This is a genomic window from Emticicia sp. W12TSBA100-4 (assembly GCF_040253585.1).
Lineage (GTDB): Bacteria > Bacteroidota > Bacteroidia > Cytophagales > Spirosomataceae > Emticicia.
This window is the reverse complement of sequence record NZ_JBELAU010000008.1, coordinates 26,577-52,361: the sequence shown is the minus strand read 5'-3', so window position 1 is coordinate 52,361 and position 25,785 is coordinate 26,577. Positions and strand designations below refer to the sequence as shown.

Here is a 25,785-nt window from a genome sequence, read left to right as displayed (position 1 = left end):
ATCAGATTAAGGATTTATGAATTTATAGAAAGACGTCCTCTATTACGTCAATATTAGGAAAACATAACTTGTAATTACTTCAAAGTTTTTGTAATTTTGAATACGATGAGCTACAAACTTTTAGAAATCCTTAGTGCCTTTTTCCGACTGATAAGGTCACGAAATATCTTGATTGTGGTATTGAGCCAATACATGGTCAGGATTTTTCTGATTGGCCCCAAAGAAAATTGGCTCGATTATCTGCTTGATTTTAAGCAGTTTCTGCTGGTATTTGCTACAATCAGCATTGCTGCTGCTGGCTATATTATTAATGATTATTTTGATATAAAAATTGATTTGATCAATAAACCTAAAGAAGTAATAATTGGCAAAATTATCAAACGTCGCCGTGCGATTCTGATTCATCAAATACTTAATTTTATCGGTCTGGCGATTGGCTTTTTCTTGAGCTTGAAGGTCTTTCTGATTAATTTTTTGGCTATTTCGGCTCTTTGGTTTTATTCTGAAAGATTCAAGAGAAAGGCGTTTATAGGTAATTTTTTAGTTGCGTTTCTGACTGCCTTTTCACTCGTTATTTTGGGAGTTTATTACCAAAAAAATGTGGCTTTGGTCAATATTTATGCCTTGTTTGCTTTCTCAATTTCGTTGATTCGGGAAATCATCAAAGATATGGAGGACATCAGAGGTGATGCCCGCTACGGTTGCCGAACGTTACCCATTATATGGGGAATTAGACAAACCAAAATTCTGCTTTACATTTTCATTATTTCGTTTGTAATGATTCTGCTGATTATGGCGTATTCGCTCAATAATCAATATCTTATTGCACTTTTCAGTTTAGGTATATTTCCGTTTTCGTGGTTTGTTTATAAACTTTATTGGGCTGATAAACGCCGTGATTTTACGTTTCTGAGCAAGGTCTGTAAACTCATTATGCTCTTCGGAATCGGTAGTATGATTTTTGTGTAGTTATAAAAAAAGCGACACAAAGTAATTTGTGTCGCTTCGTAAGAAATCTTTATTTATTAAGCATAAACATCTTCTTTACCGAATTTTTTGCAAAGCAAGGCATATACATTTGCACGATATTTATTACGGTTTGAAGAACCCATTTGCTCTATTACTTCCGCAATTGCTACGTCAAGCTCTGGGCCATCAGCTAAACCTAATTTACCAATCAAGTAATTTTCTTTTACGCGTGCTAATTCTTCTGGGTCAGTTCCAGAAACTTTAGAAGAATCTGCGTTGTAAATAGATGGGCCAAGACCTTTTGCTACTGCTGTGATAAGTTCTTCGCTAAGACCTAAATTAAGTTCGTTTGATTGAGCAACGTAAGTTTCAATTGCTTCTGCTAATTTACTCATAATTTTTGTTGATTATGGGGGTGATTGAAATACATGAATATTTTGTAAATTTTAAATAAAAACTTATCTTTTCCAAATGTTTTAGGTGCTTTTTTGAGTAAAACAGGCAGGGGCAAAGATTGAAAGTTTTTAATTTCGTTTTTTACCTAAAATAGTTATTAAATACTAATCTTCCGCTTTCTACCCAAAACTTGCCAAGTTTCTTTAACTTCTTCATTTTCAACGATGTATGCTTCGTCATAAAGATTTACTGTTGGACAAACGTGGTACGGAACACCATACAAAACATCTCCAACTTTTACGGCTTCCCAATCTTTTACGGCAATTACTCCGTGTTCTTCGCTTTGTCCGAGAAGCTCATAATTTTCTAAATTCAAAAACCTGATGCGTTTATCAATTGGGTTTTCGGCTGCTACAGCTTTATGCCCCATATCAACTGTGATAATGCCGTGCTTTGGTTTTGAAATAACACGGGTCAGAATCAACGCAGCATACTCAAAATTTTGTTCAGAAAGTTTATCGCCATAGCCCCAATCCCACAAAACGCACGTACCTGGGCTGCAAAAAGTTTCTTCTCGTAATGCATGAGAAGTAAACGCTGGCGTGCCTCCTGCTATCACGATTGGCTTCGGCAAGTCTGCTGCTTCGATTGCTTCGAGAAAATGTTTTACATCGACAAAACCAGCATCACATTCTTTTTTTCGTTCGTTGAAATCACTTGCTCGTAAATGCCCATCATAGACGTGCAAGCCGTGTACTTTGAGATGAGAAGAAGTACTAAGTTTATTGTATAAATCTAAAATTTGGTCGTCTAATTCGTGACCTGACCTGTTCATGCCGTTGTTTACGTCTAAGAAAACATCGGAAACGAGCTTATTTTGGCCAAAAATAGCATTGTGAGCATCAGCTATTTCAGCAAAATCAATAAGCGATGCAAAAAAAACTTCGGGGTATTTCTGACGTAGTTTGACCAAACGCTCAATTTTTGGGCCAACCAACTGGTGAGAAATTAAAGCGTATTTTCCGCCAGCGATTGCCACCATTTCGGCTTCGGCGATGGTGGCACATTTGAATTTTGTAATACCAGCAGCAAGCATCATCTTGACGATTTCGGGCATTTTGTTGGTCTTTACGTGCGTGAAAAGTCGCTCGGCCGAACCTGCAATCGAAATCATCTGTTCAATATTTTTTTGTACTCGCTCTTTGTAAATAAGCAGCGAAGGAGAATCTAATTCGTTGACGTTGTTGATGTTAAACCACATAATTTAATGATAGAATGAATGATTGATAGAATGAGTGAATACAGAAAAAATATTCTATCATTCACTCATTCTGAATGGGTGGCGAACCGCTTCAAAATTGATATTATTGTTCGTAAAATTCGATTGGAAGGTCGTCTGGGTCAGCGAAAAAGGTAAATTTTTTGCCTGTAAATTCATCAATTCTGATGTCTTCCACTTCAATTCCTTTTACTTCGAGGTTTTGTTTTGCTGCTGCTACATCTTCCACTTCAAAAGCCAAATGGCGGAGTCCGCAAGCTTCTGGGCGTGATGGCCGAGCGGGCGGATTTGGAAAAGAAAAAAGTTCGATTACATAATTTTCGCCAATGGCTAAATCGAGTTTATACGAATCTCTTGCTTCACGATAGACTTCTCTAACTATCTGTAAGCCAAGTATTTCGGTGTAGAAATGCTTCGATTTTTGATAGTCAGATGCAATGATGGCTATGTGGTGTACTTTGTTTATTTTTAGCATTTTGATGAATTGTTTTAAGGAAGACTTCCGACTGGGCGTCCCCCTCGAAGGGAAGTCTTCCTTTTATCTCGGTAAGTTTAAGCCAACTCAAACATTACTTCAATTTCAACTGGAATATTTTCGGGCAATGAGCCAAAACCCACTGCTGAACGCACACCGATACCATTTTCAGTTCCCCACACATTGGCAAAAAGTTCGCTACAACCATTAATTACATACGGGTGACGCTCAAAATCAGATGTACAATTGACCATTCCCAAGACTTTTATTACACGCTTGATGCGGTCGAGGCTGCCTAAATTTGCTTTTAAAGTAGCAAGAATTGTCAAACCCACTTGTTGAGCTGCCAACTTTCCTGCTTCAATATCCATATCGGCACCAATACGACCAATGATGCGTGAGCCATCCATCTGCACAGGGCCATGTCCTGAAACATAAATAAATTTATCAACGATTAAGCAAGGCTTATAAACGCCCATCGGCGATGGTGCTGGTGGTAATTCAAGACCGAGTTTTGCGAAATTTTCTTCTGCTGTCATTATTGTCGTGGTTTTGTTTGATTTTTTAGTTCTGTGCAAATATCTTTCTTTTTTCTAAAATCTCACGCACAAAAAACGCTCTTTGTTCTTTTGGTAGCTCCAACAATGCTTTTTCTTCTTTTTCTAAGACAAAACGGCGGAAAGTTTTTAAATACAAATAAGGTATTTCCAACTCTTTGGGCATTTCGTATTCTTTTTCGATGATGTTTTCTAAATGCTTAGCTTCTTCGATAGTTAGATTTTGTTCGTGTTGGAGGATGAAGATTATTCTATCTGATACACATAATAGCATTTCTTTTTTGGGCATCCAACTTTCATTTTTTATAAAATCAGCCCCTGTTTCGATGGATTTATGAAAAAAACTGTTTGCTTCTGCATAATTACTTTTTTCGGCATAGATTACACCTAAGTTTTCCCAAGCTAACCACTTCGTTGGCTCAATTTCGGTAGCTTTAATGTATGCTTCAATTGCCTTTTTTTCTTCTCCTATTTCATAATAATTAACACCCAGATTATACCATATTAGAGAGTTTTGCATCGGTTCAATTTCGATGGCTTTCAGACTTGCCTCAATAGATTCTTTATACCTTTTAAGTGTACCGAATAAATTTGCCAAGTTATACCAAAGTACCACAGATTTAGGGTTAAATTGAAGTGCTTTTTTATGTACTTCAATTGCCATTTCGTATTTTCCAAGAATACTTAAAACATACCCCAATCTACCATAATATTCTTCACTACGCTCATTTTCTGGTACTTGCTCTGCGAGCTTTATTGCTATTTTATAATCTTTATCTTCGTACTTTTTTTTAAATTTCAGGAAAGCCTTACTCCACTTCCTATTTGTTTCCAAACGAATTTTCAAATCAATAGCTTCCTCTCTCGCCTTCACATCGTGCCATAAGTCTTCTTTTAGTTGTGGGTTGGTTTCATATTCCCAAAGATTCTCAAAACGATTTTTCTGTGTTGCTAACTCATCAAAAGAATAATATAATGCCAGAAAATCAATGAATAGGGCAGAAATACCCTCTCGGTGTTCGCCAATTTCGATACTAATTCTTAATAAAGGTTCAGAAATATCATAGAGTTTATTTCGCTTGTCGTCAGGGTCGGTTATGGCATCAATCAGGTTTCGGCGGCTGAGTTCACTGAGTTGTTTTGAGAGTGTTTTTTGCTCAATAAAACAGTTTTTGCCTATTTCTGTGCCATTTTGTGGTATTTTAGCCAGTGCTATATAATGCAAAATCTTTTGCTGTTGTGGAGGTAAATAGCGTATGAAAGTCTCATAATAAGGCTTTAAATCATTGAGTGTTTTGATAAAAATCTTTGAGAGCGTTGCCAGTGTATCGGCTTTCAAAAACTCATAAAAAGTAACCAACAATCGGTGATTTCCTTTGACCAATTCATGCATGGCTCGCACTTGGGCAATACCTTTACTTTGTAGGTGTTTTATGACAACATTATTTTTATCTTTCCCTTCCATTTCAGCCAATCGGCGGAGTAGAGCCAGCGAGTCTTCGTAGCTGAGTTTTTTTAGATAGATTGTCGTAAAAAAATTATAGAAAGGTCGGTCTTCTCGGCCCAAATCGGGGCTAAGAGCTTGCGAAGTAGCGATAATACTCGTACGGCTATGACGGTACAGAAACGAACGTAGTTTTCCTTGTCCATCTTTGCCCAAAGCCTGCATAATATCATCGAAGTTTTCGGCTAAAATCAATAATGGTTTATCGCCAATGTAGTTGGTTATGATATTTTCGGCTGTATCAATTTGGCGGCTGGGGTGTGTTTCACGCAAAATATCCATTTGTTTGTTCAACTCCTCACGGTCATCATCATTCCAACGGATAAACGCATTTAGCACTCGAATCAAAAAATCTAAATAACCCGAAATACCATATTCTTCTTCCGAAAAATAGGCAATCATCAGTTTTTTATCTTTCAAAAACGATTGTGAACGCTGGTACAAAACCCTCAGTAAGTGCGTTTTTCCCATTCCTCGCTGCCCAACCACAATTATTTGGTGATTGATACCGTCATCGGCAATTTCGCCCACACATTTTGTTAGGTAATTGATATCGTCTTGCCGACCGATTAGCAATTCTTCTAAGATTTCGGGTTTGACACTCTTAGCCCCAAACGATAAAAATGTGCTTATGCCTTGTTGAGTTTCCACCATTTTTTAAAAATTTCGTATTTGAATTGATAATACCTTTTCTCTTCGTTTATTGTCCTGTTTAGGTATTGGTCTTTACACAGAACTCTCAAAATACTTTTCACTTCTTTTGGTGTAAAATCTACACTCCTTAAAATATCATCTTCTTCTTTAGCTATGGTTTGTATCGAAAGATAGTCCAGAATACCAAGCATGATGTCGCTTTCTGTCTTTGGATAATAACTGGCTATTCGAGTATCTAATTGCTCAAATACATCATCGTCGTTTACATTAGTCAACAATTCATTCAGTGCATTTTTGATATTTTGGAGACTTATCTGTGACTGAGAAGAGCTTCTTAGAATTTCAAAAGTTTTATTGATATAAAACGGTAAATTTTCGACTTGTTTACAAATAAGTTCTATGCAAAGCATTTTATCATCAACAAAAGTATAGCCTGATAAAGCCAAACATTCACAAAGAAATGTAGCATCTGTATCAGACATAGCCTCTAAAACATAAGATTTTGTATCATTAAATGGCTCTGCTGTATATTTGTACTCACTTCTTAAATGATTAAGCACAACATCTAAACCTACCGAGCCACAGATGATGAAACGAATCTTCTCTTTTTCTTGCAGACTCATTCGTAAGCTTCTAAACAGGTTTAATAGCTCAATTACATTCTGAACTTTTTTATTTAAAATCCACTGCCAAAGCATGTATGGAAACTCATCTAATATCAGTGTTAGTACTTCATCGTTTTCAGCCTTTCTTTCCGCTAAATCTTCAATGCAGGCTGTCAGAGCTTTTTTCCATTCAGTCTTAAATTCGGGTAGCTTGAATGATATTTCTGGCAAGTAGCTTGTGCCTGTAGAAACTTTTACTTCGGGTGGTTTCAACTTGTTGTAAAGCTCTTTGCACCAATTGAATTGTACTTTGAGCCAACCGTGTTTTTTATGTTTGGTTAATTCCATGAGTAAAGTATCAGTCAATTCAGTCACATCTGATACTTTCATTAAATCAAACCAAATGGCTTTGTTTGGTCTGTTTTCTTTAACCGTGATGTAGGCAAACTTTTGAAGTAAGAGAGTTTTACCCATTCGTCTAATCATCGATATGACTAAACTGCCTGCCATTGTGTGTTGATAAATATCTTCAATTTCATTTAAGCGTCCTACAATTTTATCAACTGGCATAGGGCCTGTTGTTGGTGGTATTTTATACGGTGTCATTTTTGCAGCTTAGTTGTTTTGAGTACAAGTTTGTTTTATCGTACGTTAAAAATATCGTACGATGATTTTGACGTACAAATATTGTAAAAAAAACTAATTATACAAATAATTAGTTGGAATAATGGGGAAATATCATACAAAAGGGAGTAAATCCTGTTGGACTTACTCCCTAAAAATCAAAAAAGTCAAAGTTTTATTCTGTGAATTTACACCTTTGTGCCTTTGAAACTTTGCACCTCTGTGCCTATTTTCTACACAAATAAATTTAAAATCAATACCCCAATCAGACCGATGATAGAAACGAGGGTTTCCATGACTGTCCAAGTTTTGAGGGTATCTTTTATTGATAAATTGAAATATTCTTTGAAAAGCCAAAATCCTCCATCGTTGAGGTGCGAAAACATCAAACTTCCTGCACCGATAGAGAGTACCATGAGTTCTGGTTTTACACCCGTTTGTTGCTGAATGAGTGGGGCTAAAATTCCTACGGCCGTTAAACCCGCAATGGTTGCCGAGCCTACACATATACGCAAAACGCCTGCAATCGCCCAGCCTAAAATCAATGGATTAATGTCAAAACCTTGAAGTTGTGACCCTATATAATCGCTCGTACCACTATCTTTCAAAATCTGTTTCAATGCACCTGCACCCGCAATAATCAATAAAATTCCTGCACTACTTTTGAAAGCTTCTTCGAGTTGTTTACTTACAGCTTGAATATTATTTCCTTGACGCACACCAAGCAAATAAACCGCCAATAATAGAGAAAGAAGCATGCCAATATACGGCTCAGAAATTAGTTTAAGTAGCTCACTATCAGGAGCATATTTTTTTACAGCCGATGTAATTGTTAGTAGAAAAACGGGCATCAAAGCTACCAATAAACTCACTGCTAAACTTGGTTGTTTGTCTTTCGGAATGTCTTTGATAGCAAATAAATTTCCATCAATTTGAGGTTTGTATTGCTTCAGGGTTCGTCCAAAAAGTACCCCAGCAATGGCAATAGCAGGAATCGCAATGATGATTCCATAAATGAGCGTTTGCCCAACATCGGCTTTTAATTGTGAGGCAATAGCAGCAGGAGATGGGTGAGGAGGCAAATATCCGTGAGCGGTCGAAAGGGCAGTCAACATTGGCATCCCAACATAAAGAAGCGGCAGTTTTGCTGAGGCAGCAATCGAAAAAATGAGCGGCACAACGATGATAAAACCCGCATTATAAAACAACGGAATACCGATAATAAAACCAGCAAGTGCCAAGCCCCATTGGAGGTATTTTTCGCCAAAAAGGCTAATGAGAGCATCGGTAATGCGTTGAGCAGCACCACTTTCGGCTACGAGTTTACCGAGCATTGCTCCAAAACCAATAATCAGAATTAAATCGCCGAGCGTGCCACCAATACCCGACTGAATAGATTTTCCGATGGCCGAAACGTCCATCTTGGTGGCAATTCCCAGCCCGATGGCAACCAAAATAAATGAAACGAAGGTGTCGAGTTTTACGTAAGCTACCAGCAAGACAAGTACCAGTATAGCAAAGAAAGTTAGTAAAATTGGCATTTTTTAAAGAGGGTTGAATATGATGATGCAAGATAATAATTTTAGTCAATTATCAATCTATACTCATCAAAGCAGAATGGTTTTGTCATAAAAATTTCAGCGAATAAATTCACTGACTAAGGGAACAAAGGATTGTAGAAGTATTATTTTTGACGATTTAAATCGTCAAAATAGGAATGAAAATATTCCTTTGTTCATATAAAGAGTGATTTTAATCACCTAAAAAGAATACTATCAGATTAACTTTATTAGACTACTTTGCAAATTTTGCAGGTTTTGGGTCAAATCAAAAGGTATGATTTGCAAACGCATATCTGCCTCATAATCAAAGACTTGGAGTGGTGTTTGGAAGTTTTCGTTGGCTGGATAAATCAAAAAAAGTTGTTGGGCATGATATTTTTTTCCGTAGGCATACATTTGATATAAATCTGATTGCTCAATACCATAATTTTGTTTGGGTTTTGCAGCATCAATCAACTTCCATTTTGTATCGAAAACAAAGGTTTGTGTTTCGTTTCTCAGCACAATATCGGGTATTAATCTAAACTTAGCCTTTTCTAAATGGCTGTCAATTAGAAATTTGGCTTTGTCTTGGAGTTTTACTTCGTAGTTTTCTGAAAAATATTTCTTGAAGAATTTGCCAACGTAATTTTCAAACAAAACTTCCATCGGAAACAGCAAACCAAGTTGTAAATATTGTCCCGAAAAAGGCAAGAATGATTGTCCTTTGATGAAAATATTCGCCCAATGAAGTAGCTTTTCGTAACGAACAAAAAACAGGTTTTTATGAAAAGATTGAGCTAAATCTTGCTCGATATTTTTGCTTGGATTGACTTCTTCAAAAATACCAATATTTTTATTGATTCTTTGCTGAGTTCGGTGGCTAAAGCCTTGTTTATAAAGTATTTGTAAACAATATTTTAGAACTCTGTTTGGCGGAATATCGGCTGTAAATTCATCAAAAGCTATGAAGAAACGTTCTTTTCGGATTGGATTTTGGCGAAGATTTTCAGCCATTAAAATTTTACCTTTTATAAAAGTTTCGTTGGCTTCTTGTCGTTCAAAATTTCTGCCTAAACCTTGTGAAAGTAATTTTTCGAGTTCATCTAAAAATACATGCACAAAAATCTCGAAAAGTGGTAAATGTGAAGTTTCGAGATGTGAATTTGATAAAGATTGATAAGGAGAATATGGCAAAACTCTGAGCATTTTCAAGAGTATTTTGCGTGCTTCTTTCGGCGAATTTGCAGTTGATTTTGGTAGAATTTCAATCTGCTTGCCATCGGGCGTTTGCAGCAAACCAACGTAGTTTTTGAGTCGAATTTGCTCTTTACCTTTTTGTGTAAAATAGCTTAATAGTAAATCATTTGCTCCCGAAAAAGCAAAATTTTTGAGGTGTTGAAAAGTTCGGTCAGAAACAAAAATCTCCGAAAATGTATCATCAGCCAAGTCATAATCGCTTGCTTTTTTGATGATTCCAAATTCGGAGATTGTTTGAGGCATATATTTTAGTCGATAGACGACGGTCAACGGTCGATAGTTTTTAGTTTTGCAAAAATAATCAAAAATCTGTGCTCTATCGACTATTGACCGTCGTCTAAGAAACTATTTAACCACTTTAATAATTCCCTGCATTAATGTATAATGCCCAGGGTAAGTACACACAAAAGTATAATCGCCTGGGGTACTTGGTGCTACAAAATAGATAGTTTCTTGACTTTCTGGCTGCATTAAACCTGTGTGGAAAAGTACTTCTTCTAAATCAGGAACATAAGCTTTTGCTTCGCCATCAAGGTCCATTTTAAATGCTGCTTCGCCAACTTTAGCTACGGTTTTAGGTTTCACGATAACCAAATTATGGAGCATATCATCGTTATTGTTGAAAATCAAACGAATCTTGCTACCTGCTTTTACTTGGAATTTAGTTACATCAAATTTCAAACCTGGCTTTGTTCCTACCGAAAGCGTTTGGTCAACTTTTCCACCCCAATCAGCTGGCATTTCGTTGACTCGCTTGGCCGAAACCACATTTACAGCTTTCGACATTCCTGACATATTATGTCCTTCGTGTGCCATTGCTTCAGCTTTTTTCTCAACTACCGCATATTTTGTCAAGTCGAGCGGTGCGGCTGAAGTGTTGATATTATTAAGTGTATAATAACCAAATGCGTGTAAAAGTGGACGGTCATCGGTGTTTTTCAATCCTTCAAGTCTTAGTTCGTGAATGTAACCGAGACGTAGCGAATCAATCGCCAAACGAACGCTCATACCATCTTCTGCTACTTGTATTCCTTTGATTTTCAAGTTTTTAGCATTGATAATCGGACTTCCGTAATTGTGGTGATATTTGTATGTAAAGCTATTGATTTTATAAGATTCAAGTGCTTTGGCTGTCTCTTTATTCACAGGTTGTGTAAATTCAATCAAGAAACCATCTGACATTGACTTCACGGCTTTCATCTCGAAAGGCGTTTTTCCTGTCCATTCTAAGCGTTGTAAACCAAACTCATCTTTACCCGTAGAAGACCAACCACGGCTCGTCATGCCCACAAACATCGAAGCGTCAAGTCCCCAACGCATACGCAAGATACCCGACTGAAAACCTTCTCTGAAAGGAAAACAAATACCTTGATATTTACCATCAACTTTTTCTAAATAGACACGCATGATTTTGCTATGTCCTTGGTCGCCAACAAATAATTGTCCTTCAAAAGGCCCAAATTTTCCACCGAAAGTATCTTCAATAACATCAGCCGTCGAAATTCCCATTAACGTATGCGGAAACCAAACTGCTGGTACTTTAATGCTCGGAAAACGCTTCGCCACTTCATAAAGTGGTTCGCCCGTATCGGGTACATCCGATGGCTTAACACTTAGTGGTGAACCTTCTTCCGAAGTCCAACGCAAACCCATTGGATTGCCGGCAAAATCGCCTTTTTCGAGGTGCGTCATGCGGCCAGAGCCAACCCAATCTCCTTGATTTTCGGTATAAAAAATGTCACCGTTGCGTAATGCACCAAAACCTGCGGGCGAACGTAAACCAGTTGCCCACGGAGTCATTTTTCCGTCGGGAGAAACTTTTAGCATCCAGCCTCTCCATTTTACCAAACTTACACCTCTTCCTTGCCAGCCAAGATTTAATGTATAAATCATGTCATTATCAGGCAAAACTACTGGGCCGTAAGAATATTCATGGTAATTTCCCGAAAGCGGAAATTTCTGAAATGCTTCGTATTCATCGGCAATTTCATCTCCATTATTATCTTTCAGAATCGTTACTTCGCCACGCTGAGTTGCCCACAAGTTTCCTTTGATATAAGCCAAACCCAACGACTCGTGCAAACCCGAAGCAAAACGTTTGTAAGTAGGCGGTGTACCATTTTTCATGTACGGATTTGAAACCACCCAAACATCACCACGGCGAGTAGAAACTCCCAAACGGCCATCAGGCATCACGGCCAAACCACCCACTTCGAGTTTTACGCCTTCGGGAACTGGCAAGGTAACAATACGATAGAAATCTTCTTCTACCAAAGGTCTATTCTGAGCAAAAGCTCCCAAATTGCCCAAAATGAGAAATAGAACTAATATTTTTTTCATTGTTTATGTCTTTTGCAATATTTCAAAAATAATATTTTAAGTAACTAATACGAAATAATTGATATTTTAATAGTTCATAAACGACTGAATAACAATTATTTATCGCATTGACGAACCATTCGTTAATCGTCATTCGAGTAATTCGTAATTACTACTTACCACGAAACTGAATAAGAAACCGCATTGCTCAAAGGCATAATAATTTCCTGTCCAGCTTTTGAGCTACGAATGATTGGCTTTGCTTTAGGGTCAACTAAAATATATTGATTATCAACTAAATAACGCCCTTTTTCAATCATTGAAACCGATTTTCCTTCTGCCAGTTTGCAATATAAATTTGCACCATTACTGGCCGAAGTTGTCACCGAAACTCCTTCGGTATCTGGCGTAATTTTTTGTAAAATTTCAGTTCCGTTTAATGAAAACTTATAAGTCGGTAAACCTTCACTATCAAGCGAATAACTTTTGAAAACCAGCGTTTTATACGCATCCAACGAATCGGGCATTGGAGCGTTTGCATCTGCCAAAACAGCTACCGAAGGTTTTCCCGAAAATTTCGTTTTTACGCCTTTTGCTTCCAATAATTGTGGTTCGCCACGCTCATGGAACATCTCGGTTACATCGGCAAAATCACCACGCCAAGCATAAAGCAAAGCGGCTTGGTCTAAATCATAAGTATAATGTGAGCCTTTCGGACTACCAATCGAAATTACGTGCGTGCGTTTCTGTCCATTAAACATCACAAATGAGCGAACCATTTCTACCTCATTTTTTGGTTGAATATCAATCTCACCAACGGCTTGTGGCGTTGGCAATGACGTTTCGGAATGAAGTGCATACGGTCTGATTTCTGGGCCAGCCGCAAAAAGTCCAAGTTCGGCTTTCCACCAAACTTTTATGTATTTCATTTCAATCGAATGTTTGCCTTTTTTCAAGTCTAAATACGCAATTCGTGGTTTACGGTAGCTTTCATCGCTCATGGGTAATACCTCTTTTCCGTCAACTATTAAGGCAGATTTTCCTGCACAATCGGCTATTAATGAATAGCTTCCATCTTTTTCAACCTCCAAATCTCCCTTAAAAACTAACAAGAAACGATTAAAGCCAACACCATAATCCTTGGTGAGTTCTGTGGCTTTTCCTGCATCGTTGGGTGTTTCTTTCTTTTTGGCAAACTGTTTGTCCCAGTCGAATGTTTCATAAAGTTCGTAGCTCAAACCACTCAATTTCAATGGTTTTTCGTTATTATATTTCAAATACTCCAAATCTTTTACAGCCACACTGCCTGACTTATTTTCAAATACAATTGGGCCTTCGTTTTTACCTTCTGATGCTAAAACATAGCCTTGATGAATCAAAACATCATTCAAAACTACTTTTTCGAGCGTAATGGCGTTGCCAAATGAAGCTTCCGAAAACGTCAATTCAAGCGTTTGCCAGAGTCCTGCCGTTCTTCCTGCATTCTGATTTGGTAATTTCACACCGCCATCTTTCAGTAAAATTGTTCCGCTTGGGCGTAAATTGCTCAAAACGATGGCGTGTTTGCCTTGAATGTAGAAAATCGCTTCGCTATTATTGCCCAACATAAACTCAAATCTTACTTTGGCATCGGCAGTAGTGAGTTTTGAAGTCATTTTGCCCGCAGTATTTGTAAACAAAAATTTGTTTCCTGCTACAAAAGAGGCTTTTTTCTTAAAAGGATTATCAACAGATTCGACTTGTTTCCAATTGCCCAAATCCCAGTCGCTGAGAGGCAATTTATTCATCGAAAAACCTTGTGCATAGCTTTGCAAAGAAGCACAATACAGCATAAAAAATGCTAAAAAACGTAGATACATAGTCAGATTGATTAGATATTAAGCAAAATTATAGATTAAGTGTAGATTTAACAATTATTATTAATCAAAGTTTTTCTGTCAGTCCGAAAAGTGTTTTGTAAATTTGTCCGAGAAAATAACTTGCTATTAGCATTTAGCTATTGGCTTTTAGCTTTTTACAGTCGAAATATAGCTAAAAGCTAATAGCCAACGCTAAAAGCTGTAAAAAAACAACAATCATTCATGTCAAAACCAACACTTCTTATTTTAGCCGCAGGAATGGGCAGCCGCTACGGTGGTATCAAACAACTGGATAAATTCGGTCCAAACGGCGAAACTATCATTGATTATTCTCTCCACGATGCCATCAAGGCAGGTTTTGGGAAAATCGTTTTTATTATCAGAGAAGAACTAAAAGCAGATTTTGAAGAAATATTTGGGCCAAAGTTGGCTGGGAAAATCGACTACGATTTTGCGATTCAAGGTGTACAAAAATACGTAGCTCCCGAACTCGGAACGGTAGAACGCACCAAACCTTGGGGAACTGGCCACGCCGTGCTTTGTGCGTGGGAACAAACCAGCACGCCGTTTGCGGTTATCAATGCCGATGATTTTTATGGCTACGAAGGTTTCAAAATCATGGCTGATTTCTTGACCAATAATACTGACGACACTTGCCACGCAATGGTGGGCTATCAAATCAAGAATACGTTATCAGAAAATGGTTCGGTATCGAGAGGAGTTTGTGAAGTGGATGAAAATGGGTATTTGGAAGTAGTAACGGAGCGTACGAAGATTTATCGCCAAGAAGATAGTTCTATTGTATTTGAAGAGGGTGACGTTTTAACAGCTTTGCCAGAAAATACGCCAGTTTCGATGAATTTTTGGGGTTTTATGCCGAATGTGTTTCCCGTAATTAATGAAATGTTTAAGGAATATTCAGTAAAAAACATTGACTCACCCAAAGCCGAATTCTATATCCCGACCGTAATGACATATTTGATTCAGAACGGTTTAGGAAAATGTAAAGTTTTCTCAAACGAGTCGGAATGGTTTGGTGTAACTTATCCAGAAGATAAGCCAACAGTAATGGAAGCATTACAGAAATTATCGGGACTTTATTAATTTATAATGGATAATGGAGAATTGAAAATGATGGATTTTCATCACAGTTATCCATTATTCATTCTCAAATCTCCATTAATTATGCAAGTTTCTTATCGAAAAGCAACGCTTGATGACCTTGAAGAATTGGTGCGTCTCCGTATCGAATTCTTACGAGAAGTTCAACCAGCCGAGACACATCAATACAGCGAAGAGCAACTTAGCGGCTCTCTGCGTGATTATTTATCAAGAGCGATGCAAGCCGATGAGTTTGTAGCATGGTTGGCCATTTACGATAACGAAATCGTAGCTACAAGTGGCTTGTGCTTTTTCCAGATTACTCCTGGATTTACGCTTATTGACGGCAAAATTGCCTATATTTTAAATATTTATACGTTACGTCAATGGAGGGGCAAGGGTGTGGGAAAGGAGACTTTCAATCAAATCTTACAAGAGGCTATTAATCGTGGTTATAAGCGAATTTCGCTACATGCTTCGGATGCTGGCCGACCTGTCTATGAAAAATTTGGGTTTCGCCTCACAGGCGACGAAATGGAACTTCGATTACCTTAAAAAGTTATATCAGCGTTCCAAACATTTGTTCTGTTTTGAAGAGTAGTTGTTACATCTAAAATCTCCAAATAATAGTTTGACTCATAGGTTAAGCTCAAATTGTTCTTTGCCATAAATATCTTGGCATAATCTTCTTTTTCTTGTTGAGCAACCAAAGTATTGATTTCGTGCAATACTTCGTCCATTGAGTTTAAGGTTGTTTTTGCAGCAGACTTCATTTTTCTTGTTTTCCGTTTGTTAGAATAGTACAATTTTTATGTCACTTATAAATCGGTCAGCCTTATCAAAATCTGTGCCACTGTTTAGGGTAAGTGCTTTTGCTACCGCTGAATAATTTATTTATTTTATGCTATAAAATTACAGAGTTTTACAGACAAATTTTAATTTAAAATTTAAATTTCTTAAAAAATCTTATCAAAAGGTAACAAATATTGAATTTCTTATCCAATGGTATTTTTTCTTTACAAAATCCAGTGCTTTTACTATGCGAAACTCCCTTCAAAGGCCTATATGTCAGCTAGATAAGGGGTGATAAAAACACTTATTTTAAGATTTGGTACGATTATTTCATTGTAAAATGTGGGACATCGTAATGGTCACTCCAACCCCTCCATTAGCGAGAATTCATGCTTTCCTAATAACTAAGTACAAATACTCGTTTGTGGGGGGTGTTGGAAGTGATTTTCTGGGTTACTTGTATATTTTTAGTAAATCTATTGAGCGAAATAACTACTACGATGATTGAGCAACTGCTCTTTCTTATTTTACTCTCTGCTAATAGATTTTATTTAAAAAGTACAATACAATAGTTTTACTAAATTGAGATATCGAATGTGGATTCTACTCAAATTTGTAGAACACTCAGTGGTTTAGGTGGTATCAGAATGTCTCACTCAAAATTAAATTTTCAATAGAAATTATTCAATAATAACGATATTCACTCAATAGCAATTGTCAGTAAAAATGGGGTTGATTTCAGCTCCATTTTTCTTTTTTAGTAGTTGTTATTCTGACTACACATACGAAATTTCGTCACATTGCTTTTCAACTTTATGATACTTATTTTAGTGTTTTTCGTTAAAAATAGGCTTTTTTGTGTATATGTAACCTATTAACGGTGAGTTATTTATATATAAATGGTACCGCTTAATAACTTTATCGTTTTTCTAAAGCCAATTAGATTTTAATTAAAAATCATCAGTTAAACTTAAACCTTTTGTTTGGATTAAAATATCCTTGTATCTTGCCACATCAACATTCTATTAAGATACTTACACATGGAATCCATTGTACAATTTTTTAGTGGTATAGCTTGGTGGGCTTATATTATCATCTTTTTTGCTATCATATTTATTAGAGATATTCTCCAAAAAAAGCACACTATTCAGCATAATTTTCCTATTGTTGGGCATTTGCGTTATTTTATAGAAAGCGTTGGTCCAGAGTTACGTCAGTATATTGTGGCCAATAATCGAGAAGAACTACCTTTCAATCGTCGTCAACGTTCGTGGATTTATGCTTCTTCAAAAAAGGAGAATAATTTTCAAGGTTTTGGCACTGACCAAGATATGTACAGTGCAGGTTATAATTTTATAAAACCAGCTCTTTTGCCCTTTAAATTGCCCAAAGACCATCCTAATTTGGCAAATCCCTACATTTGTCCATCTGCCAAAGTTATTGGCGAATATCATCATAGAAAAAAGCCTTTTTTGCCAAAATCAGTAGTCAATATTTCTGGAATGAGCTATGGTTCGCTTTCAGCCACTGCTGTTGATTCAATGAATAAAGGTGCTACAAAGTTTGGTTGTTACCACAATACAGGTGAGGGAGGACTTTCGCCCTACCATAAAAATGGAGCAGATGTGGTGCTGAATATCGGGACTGCTTATTTTGGAATTAGAGATGATGATGGGAATTTTGTCTTAGAGAAACTGGTTAAACTTTGTCAAGATAATCCTTGCATAAAAATGATTGAATTGAAGCTTTCACAAGGAGCAAAGCCTGGGAAGGGTGGTGTTTTACCAGCTTCAAAACTGACCCAAGAGTTGGCTGATATTCGTCATGTTCCGCTTGGAAAAGATGTAATTTCGCCAGCCTATCATAGTGCTTTCTCAAATATAAAAGAAATGGTCGATTTTATTGAATTGATGGCCAGTGCTACGGGTTTGCCTGTAGGAATAAAATCTGCGGTTGGAAAGCTTGAAATGTGGGATGAACTGGCCGATTTAATGAAAAAAACTGGTAAAGGCCCAGATTTTATTACGATTGATGGTGGAGAAGGTGGCACTGGTGCTGCTCCACCGAGTTTTGCCGACCACGTTTCGTTGCCATTTGTCTATGCTTTTCCGGCGGTCTATAAAATTTTTCAGAAAAGAGATTTAACCGATAAAATTACTTTTATCGGTTCGGGGAAACTCGGTTTACCTGATACTGCAATTATGGCATTTTCGATGGGAGTCGATGTAATAAATGTGGCACGCGAGCCAATGATGTCTATTGGGTGCATTCAAGCACAGATATGTCATACAAATCGCTGCCCGAGTGGGGTTGCTACGCAAAATAAATGGTTGCAAGGCGGCATTGACCCAGCTTTAAAAAGTGAGCGTTTTTATAATTATGTGAAGACACTTACGAAGGAAATTTTGGATATTTGTCACGCTTGTGGATACGAACACCCAAGCCAATTTATGATGGACGATGTGGATGTGGCAATGGGAGATAATAATCGTACGCAATCGTTAAGAACGACTCATTTATATCAGAAAACTCCTGTAAAATTTGAAGGGTTGAAGAGTTTACTTGAAAACCCTTATTTGGGGGGTAAAAATTAAAAGTTCATAGATAGATTGTAAAGCAGTTTTCGAAAGAAACTGCTTTTTTTGTACAAAGCATTATAAAATATGCTGATTCGGATAGGAGGCTATGAAAATAATAGGTATTTGACGTTATATGGGACACCGTTAATGAATCCTCACAAAAGTCTGATTATTAGGAATATACATGTCGGATTTGCTTAAAAAAAATAGAAAAGCAAGAATCAAGCGGCTCTTGCTTTTGCTCTCGTCAAACTGCTGTTGATTATTAAAACCACCACTTTGTCAAATGGAGAAAATGGGGGTTTTAATGTTATGCTTTACACGCATTGATAGCAACAATCACTATAAAGATTGATACAAATAGAAGTTCGTCAAGATGTTCGTAAAATAATTTTTTCATGTTTTTTTCGGCTTTTAATACAATGATTCAAATAATCATGAAAAGGTTGAAAGCACACCGAAATTTATTTCAAAAAACAAAGAACAATCTACTGGTACCATTTTAATTTTGCTTGTTAATGCGTGTGAATTTTCAAATGTGAGTATTTACATGGCTATAATCATTGTGATTATTGTTGATACAAATTTCGGAAGACTATGGCCACTAAACAATACCCCAATTTTGGTATTTTTTAAAAACTTATATCCGTACCAGTACGTACATTAGTATATTTTAAAGAATGGATTAAATTAATTTGTGTTCAACCGCATATTTAATTAAGCCTACAATGGTTTTAGTATTGGTTTTGCGATAGATATTTTTACGATGGGTTTCAACGGTTCGCTCCGAAATGCAGAGTTTATTAGCAATTTCGGCGTTTGAAAGTTCTTGAGCAATAAGTTTTACGATTTCGATTTCTCGTTCGGTCAGATGGTAAACTTCCTCTTCAGTACGGTTTGATAAGCTACGTAGAATCTCGTTGGATACTTCTCTACTAAAATAAATATTTCCTTGGGCAATGGTCTTAATGGCTTCGATGAGTTCGTTACGACCAATCGTTTTAATAATAAAACCTGAAATACCTGCATCAATTAAATCATGTACAATAGATACATCATAAGAAACCGAGAGTGCTAAAACTTTGACATTTGGGAAGCGTTTCTTGACCTTCTGGGTGAGTTCCATTCCTGTCATATTGGGCATATAGAGGTCTGTCAGCAAGACATCAACTTGATTTTCACTCAGAAAACTCAAGGCACTATTTCCGTCAGAACACTTTCCGATTACCTTAAAATCGCCAACTCCATGAAGCATAGCTTCTATACCATCCAACAAAATTTGGTGGTCATCAACGATTAAAATTTGTAATTTATTACCTGACATTAGATTAAATTCAAGGGGACTTCAATCACTACACTTGTGCCTTTTCCGATTGAAGAGTCAAAATTAACACTTCCATTTAGATATTCGACACGAGTTGCAATGTTTTTTAGACCAATTCCATGGTTTTCTGTACGAGCGGTATCAAATCCCCTTCCATCATCCTCAACAATCAAGATTAGTTCAGTATCGTGCCTGACTAATTCGATATTTACCTTTCTTGCATCGGCATGTCTGATGATGTTACTGATTATTTCTTGTACGATTCGATAAAGCATTAACTCGATTTTTTCATCGGAACGTTCTTTGAAACCGACAATTTGGAGTTCGATTTCGATTTTTCCGAGAGCATTGACTTTATTCGTAAATTGTTTGAGTGCTGAAGTTAGTCCAAATTTTGTGAGCGAACTTGGCATCATATTATGCGATATTTCTCTGATTTCCTTGATGCTATCTTCAAGTAAATCAAGTGAGTTTTGCATCTCCGATGACTCAATTTTTTTTTGCGAAAGGTAGTTGCCGAGTGTCATACGAGCAGCGGCCAGCGTTTGTCCAACGCCATCGTGGAGGTCACGTGCTATTCGGATGCGTTCACGCTCTTCAGCTTCTAAAACTGCTTGTGTACGTTGTTGCTGAATAAAGTTTTTTTCAATTAAAAGCTTTTCGCTCATACCCTGCATGAGCTTTACACGATAAGCCAGCAGCCCACTCAAAGCAATAATTTCTATAAAAAAAGCAATTACAAAAAAGTCGATTCCTGTTAAAAAACTGCCAGGTACAAGTTCATAAGTACTTAAACCCGAATAAAAAGCTACAAAAAATACTGGCAAGTTGGCTAAAAGATAGTAGGTAGCATCTTTTTTAAAGTGATTGATGAAAATACAATAAATTGTTGTGCCAAAAACGAAAAAAGGAGGAATGGAAAACCCTAAACTTACCAAAAAAGTAATGGGCATTGTATAGTTATTGAATAAAAAGTTATTCAGTATGAGATTATCGACGTAGGCAACTAAAATAAGTAAACAAAACGAAATAATAAAGAAATTGCTGTACCAATAAAATAGTTTGTTTTTTAGTAAATCCCAACGTAAATAACTTCTTACAAATAAAAGATTACTAATCATGAGTAGCATTGTGGCGATGTACCGCACTTTATCACCTTCAATTCCGAAATTACCATCACCATAAAACCGAATAAAATACCCTTGCATGGTATAAATGAAAGTGAGTGCCGTTAGTACGTAAATGCCATAGTAGAGGTAAAGTTTTTCGTTGAAAATGAGTGATAGGAGAAACGAAATTATGCAAACAAAAATGAATATTCCTGAAATAAATCCCCAATTATAGTGGTCATTGGTCGGGTAATAATAATCAAAATTGTTTTTCTCCCAAATTGAAATTGGAAATGAAATTGCTCCAAAGTTTTTTCGGATTTTTAAGTAATAAAATATTTCTTGACGAGGTTGTAGGGTAGTCGGGAATATAAAATCTCGGTGTTTAATACGACGGTTTTGTTGGGGTATTTTCCAATTAAGTGATTGATGGTCAATTACTTGCTTTTTTTCTACTACATAAAACTCTACTACATCATAAAGTGATAATTGTAAATGAATAAGTAAATCTTGAATCATATTGGTCGAATTCTTCAATTCAATTCTGAACCAATAGGGGCGACCACCCGCCCAGAAAGTAGGTACGCTACCTTTTGCTTTTTGAAAATTGTAAACCTGAGGAAACGAAACGAGTTTCTCAATCTGAAACGCTTCGGTGAGTTCGGGCAAATAATAGATTTTATCTGGTAAATCAAGTTTTCGCCACGTACCATCGTAATTAATGACTTCCCCTTGGCTTTTATCTTGTGCTGAAAGATGAAAGCTCAATAACAAAAGCAACATAGAGAGAAGTTTTTGTTTCATGGTTAATATGAGTAGCCCACGGTTGAAATCCTACTGATTATTCAATATTTCCGTGACACATTCTAAATATGGTGTGTCACGGACAATTAACGCAAAATCAATAAAAGAAAATGTACGAAACAATAATAGCTGTTATGACGCCAGCTAAGTCAGCCAAAAGCCCTGCCACGAGCGTATAACGAGTATTTTTGATATTTACTGAGCCAAAATAAAGAGCCAGAACATATAAAATAGTGTCTGAACAGGCCTGAAACACACAAGATAATCGCCCAACGAATGAGTCAGCTCCGAAAGTTTTCATAGAGTCAATCATCATGGCTCTTGAGCCGCTACCGCTCAGCGGGTGCATGAGGGCAGTTGGAAGGGCATCTGTGAAGTCGGTGTTCATACCTGTCAAGCTAAAAATCCATTTAAGTGCTTCTACAATATAAGTCAAAGCACCCGAATTACGAAACGCACCAATAGCAACCAACAAACCCACCAAATATGGAATCACTTTGATAGATGTTTCAAAACCCAATTTTGCACCTTCAATAAAAGCAGGAAAAATATTAACTTTTTTATAAACTGCTCCACCAATAAAGCCCACAATGAAGACAAACAAAATCATATTACTGACTACTTTCGAGGTTACTTCGATTTCTTCTTTTGGCAAGCGTGAAAAATACCAAAGTACAAAACCAATAAATCCGGTAAGTCCCAAAAGCCAAGATAAGAGGGTTTTATCAAAGAAATTGATACGTTGTTTGATTCCCACAAAAAGCATTCCTGTCAGTGTAGCTACATAAACCGAAATCAAAGCAGGAATAAAAATATCGGCAGGGTCAGCTGCATTATAGATGGCACGTTGAGCCATAATACTGAGCGGAATAAGCACTGGTCCAGCACTATGCAGCACCATAAACATAATTTGGGCATTTGAAGCAGTATCTTTGCTTGGGTTTAACTCTTGTAAACTCTGCATGGCACTCAAGCCAAACGGAGTAGCCGCATTATCGAGGCCGAGCATATTAGCCGAAAAATTCATAATCATTTGTCCATTAGCTGGGTGGTCTTTTGGAACTTCAGGAAAAAGTTTGCTAAAAAAAGGAGCAATGATTCGAGCCATTCGACGTATAACGCCAGCTTCTTCCCCAATTTTTAGAATTCCCAAAAAGAAAGTCATCACACCTGCCAGCGGCAAAGCAATGTCCATGACGGCGATTTTTGAAGAATCGAACATCCCTTCAATGATAATTTTAAATATCTCGGTATCGCCCAAAAAGATGAGTTTGAACAAAGCAACTACAAATGCAATCAGAAAAAAAGCTACCCAAATATAGTTTAATGCCATAAATTTGACGGTTTAAGTTTAGATTTGTGGCTAATTTAAGGATAAACCATGATTTTTCGATTTTTTACCTAAAATTTGATTCGGTTAAGCTGAAAAAAATGTCTAAAATGATGCTTTCAAATAGAGTTTTACTATCATATATATTATTGTTGAGTATTTGGGCTTGCCAAACAAAAAGAGCGGAGGAAAAAAAGGAAACAGACTCAGTAGGCATAAAAAAAGATAGTACTGTAATTGTCAAACAACCAGAAATTCCCGAAGTTGAGCAGCGAATGATTGAACAAGGGTTGGTTGATATTCAAACCCTCGATTCGACCATAATGGTTGAATTGAAATATTCTACAACTGATAATTTTGTAAAAACCGATGTCTATGGCGATTTGACTCGTGCTTATCTGCAACCAAAACCTGCCGAAATGCTTGTAAAAGCCAGTAAGGCTTTGCAAGAAAAATACCCAAATTACAGACTACTGGTGTATGATGCTGCTCGCCCGCTTACTGTACAGCATACACTTTGGAATCTGCTGGATACGATTCCACCCAAAAAAAGAGAGGATTTTGTGGCTAATCCTACCATTGCTTCGATTCATAATTTTGGTTCGGCCGTTGACCTAACCGTTTATGACCTTATAAGTAAAAAGCCACTTGATATGGGAACAAAGTATGATTTTTTTGGTGATTTGGCATATCCACGTTTAGAAGATAAAATGCTAAGAGAAGGCAAACTGACAAAAGAGCAAATAGCAAATCGAGTAATATTACGTGATGCAATGAAAAAATCCGGTTATATGCGAATCGAGAGCGAATGGTGGCATTTTAATGCAATTTCACGTGCAAGAGCGAAGAGTTTGTATAAAATTGTGGAGTAGAAAAGCAAAAAGCAACTATCCAAAAGACAGTTGCTTTATTAATCACCTAACCACTAAAAAGTATTATGAAAAGAGTATAATACCAGTAATCTTTATTTAAAAATGCCTTTTTGGCATCCAATTTCTACTTATTATAAAAAGAAAATTTCTCAATGACAGACTTTACTTTTCTACGAGAAATCTCAATATTTTTACCTCCATCAAATGCTACCGCACTATTATTTGCCTGAATATCTAAGCCTTTTGCATGAAGGATATTTACGAGATGTGACTTATGAATTCTGATAAAATAAGTGTCATCTAAAATGCCTTCATAGTGCTTTAATGTTCTTGCCGATATATATCGCTTAGTTTGTGTATGAACAACAGTATAATTACAGTCACCTTCCAATCTCACGATTTTTTCTACGGGAACACTCACAAGTTTATTTGAGCAATGTAACTTTATTTGTTTCTTTTTATGTTTTTTGTTTTCGGCAACAATGCAGTTTGATGTATGGTCTATATTCTTCATGGTTTTCAGAGTTTTGTTGCAACAAACATAACTCTTAATTGACAAAATTCAAGATTACGTAAAAATACACAAAATTTATAAGTATCTGATTGTCAATTTGTTATATGGATTTTTTGGTTAATAATACGTAAAAACCCCTAACGAAATAGGTATTTTTACGGGTATTCTTTTTAGTATTTACAACGTAAAAATATGGGAGAATCTGACATTATTCATATCTTTGCACATAAATTTATTAAACGGTACTCCGGTGTTAGACAAGATTCAAGAATTATTAGGCGAAGTTGATGCTGTTGTGGTCAATAGCAAAGATGACTTAGAAAAATTTCGGATTAAATATATTAGCCGAAAAGGAATTCTCAATGACCTTTTTGAAGAGTTCAAAACAGTAGCCAATGAGCAAAAACGTGCTGTTGGACAAGAACTCAACAAACTGAAAAATCTTGCTGAGCAAAAACTAAGAGATTTTACGGAAAATCTTGAACAAAGTGCTGGCGATTCGGGTGCAAATGGGCTTGACCTAACGTTACCTGTTGCCCCTAATTTTGCAGGGTCTATTCATCCGCTTACGCTTACTCGTCAACGAGTGTTGGAGATTTTTGCTCGAATGGGTTTTAATCATGAAGATGGCCCCGAGGTCGAAACCGACTGGTATAACTTTACGGCTTTGAATTTTCCAGAAGACCATCCTGCCCGTGAAATGCAAGATACGTTTTTCGTAGAAAAGAAGGAAATCCAGAAAGATGATGTATTGCTTCGTACGCACACATCAAACGTACAAGTGCGATTGATGGAACACAAAAAGCCACCGATTCGCTCGTTGATGATTGGTCGAGTGTATCGTAATGAAGCTATTTCGGCAAGAGCTCACTGCCAGTTTCACCAAATTGAAGGGCTTTATGTTGATAAAAAAGTAAGTTTTAAAGACTTAAAAGATACGCTTTATCATTTCGCCAAAGAAATGTTCGACAAAGACACCAAGATTCGTCTGCGTCCGAGTTATTTTCCTTTCACAGAGCCAAGTGCCGAAATAGATATTTCTTGCTTTATCTGTAAAGGGTCGGGATGTAATATCTGTAAACATTCAGGCTGGGTAGAAATTGCTGGTTCGGGAATGGTTGACCCTAATGTTTTAGAAAATAGTGGAATAGATTCTGAGGAATATACAGGTTTTGCTTTCGGAATGGGAATTGAGCGTATCACTATGCTCCGCTACGGGGTAAAGGATTTACGCCTTTTCTTTGAGAATGATGTAAGATTTTTAAGACAGTTTGAGGGAGCGTAGCCTCCAGCCCTAAAGGTGAGTTAAACAAAAACG

21 protein-coding genes are annotated in these 25,785 nt (G+C 36.8%); 6 read left to right on the top strand and 15 right to left on the bottom strand.

All coding sequences use genetic code 11. From position 1 onward, the window contains the following. The first annotated feature begins 105 nt into the window (after positions 1–105). Entirely contained in the window at positions 106–969 is an 864-nt protein-coding gene (locus ABR854_RS12675) for a geranylgeranylglycerol-phosphate geranylgeranyltransferase (protein ID WP_350265771.1), read from the top strand. 56 nt (positions 970–1,025) lie between these two features. On the opposite strand, the gene ABR854_RS12670 is transcribed toward ABR854_RS12675, so the two are convergent. From ABR854_RS12670 to ABR854_RS12625, 10 genes are all read right to left on the bottom strand, one after another. Continuing rightward, positions 1,026–1,364, bottom strand: a complete 339-nt coding sequence (locus tag ABR854_RS12670; protein WP_350265770.1) for a DUF2853 family protein — start codon at positions 1,362–1,364, stop codon at positions 1,026–1,028. 158 nt (positions 1,365–1,522) lie between these two features. Beyond that, positions 1,523–2,626: a D-TA family PLP-dependent enzyme gene (locus tag ABR854_RS12665; RefSeq protein WP_350265769.1), complete on the bottom strand. Its 1,104-nt coding sequence runs from the start codon at positions 2,624–2,626 to the stop codon at positions 1,523–1,525. A 103-nt stretch (positions 2,627–2,729) separates the two neighbouring features. Continuing rightward, the gene (gene gloA2 / locus ABR854_RS12660) at positions 2,730–3,119 is read right to left on the bottom strand and encodes an SMU1112c/YaeR family gloxylase I-like metalloprotein (RefSeq protein WP_350265768.1); all 390 of its coding nucleotides are present in this window, start codon (positions 3,117–3,119) and stop codon (positions 2,730–2,732) included. Positions 3,120–3,196: 77 nt separating this feature from the next. After that, on the bottom strand, positions 3,197–3,658 hold the full coding sequence (locus tag ABR854_RS12655; protein WP_350265767.1) for a RidA family protein: 462 nt from the start codon (positions 3,656–3,658) through the stop codon (positions 3,197–3,199). 25 nt (positions 3,659–3,683) lie between these two features. After that, positions 3,684–5,834 (bottom strand): tetratricopeptide repeat protein, encoded by a 2,151-nt coding sequence (locus tag ABR854_RS12650; protein WP_350265766.1) that lies wholly within the window; start codon positions 5,832–5,834, stop codon positions 3,684–3,686. Beyond that, complete coding sequence (locus tag ABR854_RS12645; protein ID WP_350265765.1) at positions 5,810–7,045, bottom strand: ATP-binding protein; 1,236 nt, start codon at positions 7,043–7,045, stop codon at positions 5,810–5,812. Before ABR854_RS12645 ends, ABR854_RS12650 begins: the two co-directional genes overlap by 25 nt. 251 nt (positions 7,046–7,296) lie before the next feature. Next, positions 7,297–8,604, bottom strand: coding sequence for a GntT/GntP/DsdX family permease (locus ABR854_RS12640; RefSeq protein ID WP_350265764.1), 1,308 nt, complete (start codon positions 8,602–8,604; stop codon positions 7,297–7,299). Between the two features lie 234 nt (positions 8,605–8,838). Continuing rightward, positions 8,839–10,107, bottom strand: a complete 1,269-nt coding sequence (locus tag ABR854_RS12635; protein ID WP_350265763.1) for an McrC family protein — start codon at positions 10,105–10,107, stop codon at positions 8,839–8,841. 102 nt (positions 10,108–10,209) lie between these two features. Next, positions 10,210–12,204, bottom strand: a complete 1,995-nt coding sequence (locus ABR854_RS12630) for a plastocyanin/azurin family copper-binding protein (RefSeq protein ID WP_350265762.1) — start codon at positions 12,202–12,204, stop codon at positions 10,210–10,212. Positions 12,205–12,359: 155 nt separating this feature from the next. Next, positions 12,360–14,042, bottom strand: a complete 1,683-nt coding sequence (locus ABR854_RS12625) for a hypothetical protein (protein ID WP_350265761.1) — start codon at positions 14,040–14,042, stop codon at positions 12,360–12,362. 222 nt (positions 14,043–14,264) lie between these two features. Between ABR854_RS12625 and ABR854_RS12620 the strand changes: the two genes are divergently transcribed. Both ABR854_RS12620 and ABR854_RS12615 read left to right on the top strand, forming a co-directional pair. Further along, positions 14,265–15,146, top strand: coding sequence for a nucleotidyltransferase family protein (locus tag ABR854_RS12620; RefSeq protein ID WP_350265760.1), 882 nt, complete (start codon positions 14,265–14,267; stop codon positions 15,144–15,146). A 6-nt stretch (positions 15,147–15,152) separates the two neighbouring features. Next, entirely contained in the window at positions 15,153–15,698 is a 546-nt protein-coding gene (locus ABR854_RS12615; protein ID WP_350265759.1) for a GNAT family N-acetyltransferase, read from the top strand. Here the strand turns inward: ABR854_RS12615 and ABR854_RS12610 are convergent. After that, positions 15,695–15,916 (bottom strand): hypothetical protein, encoded by a 222-nt coding sequence (locus tag ABR854_RS12610; RefSeq protein ID WP_305951801.1) that lies wholly within the window; start codon positions 15,914–15,916, stop codon positions 15,695–15,697. The genes ABR854_RS12615 and ABR854_RS12610 overlap by 4 nt on opposite strands. Positions 15,917–16,975: 1,059 nt before the next feature. Between ABR854_RS12610 and ABR854_RS12605 the strand changes: the two genes are divergently transcribed. Beyond that, the gene (locus ABR854_RS12605; protein WP_350265758.1) at positions 16,976–18,529 is read left to right on the top strand and encodes an FMN-binding glutamate synthase family protein; all 1,554 of its coding nucleotides are present in this window, start codon (positions 16,976–16,978) and stop codon (positions 18,527–18,529) included. A 670-nt stretch (positions 18,530–19,199) separates the two neighbouring features. Here ABR854_RS12605 and ABR854_RS12600 read toward each other — a convergent pair. The 3 genes from ABR854_RS12600 to ABR854_RS12590 form a co-directional block, all read right to left on the bottom strand. Next, entirely contained in the window at positions 19,200–19,838 is a 639-nt protein-coding gene (locus tag ABR854_RS12600) for a response regulator (RefSeq protein WP_350265757.1), read from the bottom strand. Further along, a complete protein-coding gene (locus tag ABR854_RS12595; protein WP_350265756.1) occupies positions 19,838–21,751 on the bottom strand; it encodes a sensor histidine kinase in 1,914 nt (637 codons plus the stop codon). The genes ABR854_RS12600 and ABR854_RS12595 overlap by 1 nt, the downstream gene beginning before the upstream one ends. 97 nt (positions 21,752–21,848) lie before the next feature. Then, positions 21,849–23,084 carry a spore maturation protein gene (locus ABR854_RS12590; RefSeq protein ID WP_350265755.1) on the bottom strand — a complete coding sequence of 412 codons (1,236 nt, stop codon included), beginning with the start codon at positions 23,082–23,084 and terminating at the stop codon, positions 21,849–21,851. 107 nt (positions 23,085–23,191) lie between these two features. Between ABR854_RS12590 and ABR854_RS12585 the strand changes: the two genes are divergently transcribed. After that, positions 23,192–23,953 (top strand): M15 family metallopeptidase, encoded by a 762-nt coding sequence (locus ABR854_RS12585; RefSeq protein ID WP_350265754.1) that lies wholly within the window; start codon positions 23,192–23,194, stop codon positions 23,951–23,953. A 124-nt stretch (positions 23,954–24,077) separates the two neighbouring features. Here ABR854_RS12585 and ABR854_RS12580 read toward each other — a convergent pair whose 3' ends face one another. Continuing rightward, positions 24,078–24,467 (bottom strand): LytR/AlgR family response regulator transcription factor, encoded by a 390-nt coding sequence (locus tag ABR854_RS12580; protein ID WP_350265753.1) that lies wholly within the window; start codon positions 24,465–24,467, stop codon positions 24,078–24,080. Positions 24,468–24,717: 250 nt separating this feature from the next. Between ABR854_RS12580 and pheS the strand changes: the two genes are divergently transcribed. After that, on the top strand, positions 24,718–25,752 hold the full coding sequence (pheS, locus tag ABR854_RS12575) for a phenylalanine--tRNA ligase subunit alpha (RefSeq protein ID WP_350265752.1): 1,035 nt from the start codon (positions 24,718–24,720) through the stop codon (positions 25,750–25,752). Positions 25,753–25,785: the final 33 nt, after the last annotated feature.

Coding starts and splice junctions, on each gene's coding strand:
- ABR854_RS12640 (WP_350265764.1), bottom strand. CDS start 8,604: ATGCCAATTTTACTAACTTTCTTTGCTATACTGGTACTTGTCTTGCTG.
- ABR854_RS12605 (WP_350265758.1), top strand. CDS start 16,976: ATGGAATCCATTGTACAATTTTTTAGTGGTATAGCTTGGTGGGCTTAT.
- ABR854_RS12630 (WP_350265762.1), bottom strand. CDS start 12,204: ATGAAAAAAATATTAGTTCTATTTCTCATTTTGGGCAATTTGGGAGCT.
- ABR854_RS12625 (WP_350265761.1), bottom strand. CDS start 14,042: ATGTATCTACGTTTTTTAGCATTTTTTATGCTGTATTGTGCTTCTTTG.
- ABR854_RS12610 (WP_305951801.1), bottom strand. CDS start 15,916: ATGAAGTCTGCTGCAAAAACAACCTTAAACTCAATGGACGAAGTATTG.
- ABR854_RS12655 (WP_350265767.1), bottom strand. CDS start 3,658: ATGACAGCAGAAGAAAATTTCGCAAAACTCGGTCTTGAATTACCACCA.
- ABR854_RS12645 (WP_350265765.1), bottom strand. CDS start 7,045: ATGACACCGTATAAAATACCACCAACAACAGGCCCTATGCCAGTTGAT.
- ABR854_RS12615 (WP_350265759.1), top strand. CDS start 15,153: ATGGATAATGGAGAATTGAAAATGATGGATTTTCATCACAGTTATCCA.
- ABR854_RS12620 (WP_350265760.1), top strand. CDS start 14,265: ATGTCAAAACCAACACTTCTTATTTTAGCCGCAGGAATGGGCAGCCGC.
- gloA2 (WP_350265768.1), bottom strand. CDS start 3,119: ATGCTAAAAATAAACAAAGTACACCACATAGCCATCATTGCATCTGAC.
- ABR854_RS12590 (WP_350265755.1), bottom strand. CDS start 23,084: ATGGCATTAAACTATATTTGGGTAGCTTTTTTTCTGATTGCATTTGTA.
- ABR854_RS12635 (WP_350265763.1), bottom strand. CDS start 10,107: ATGCCTCAAACAATCTCCGAATTTGGAATCATCAAAAAAGCAAGCGAT.
- ABR854_RS12595 (WP_350265756.1), bottom strand. CDS start 21,751: ATGAAACAAAAACTTCTCTCTATGTTGCTTTTGTTATTGAGCTTTCAT.
- ABR854_RS12665 (WP_350265769.1), bottom strand. CDS start 2,626: ATGTGGTTTAACATCAACAACGTCAACGAATTAGATTCTCCTTCGCTG.
- ABR854_RS12670 (WP_350265770.1), bottom strand. CDS start 1,364: ATGAGTAAATTAGCAGAAGCAATTGAAACTTACGTTGCTCAATCAAAC.
- ABR854_RS12585 (WP_350265754.1), top strand. CDS start 23,192: ATGATGCTTTCAAATAGAGTTTTACTATCATATATATTATTGTTGAGT.
- ABR854_RS12675 (WP_350265771.1), top strand. CDS start 106: ATGAGCTACAAACTTTTAGAAATCCTTAGTGCCTTTTTCCGACTGATA.
- ABR854_RS12600 (WP_350265757.1), bottom strand. CDS start 19,838: ATGTCAGGTAATAAATTACAAATTTTAATCGTTGATGACCACCAAATT.
- ABR854_RS12580 (WP_350265753.1), bottom strand. CDS start 24,467: ATGAAGAATATAGACCATACATCAAACTGCATTGTTGCCGAAAACAAA.
- ABR854_RS12650 (WP_350265766.1), bottom strand. CDS start 5,834: ATGGTGGAAACTCAACAAGGCATAAGCACATTTTTATCGTTTGGGGCT.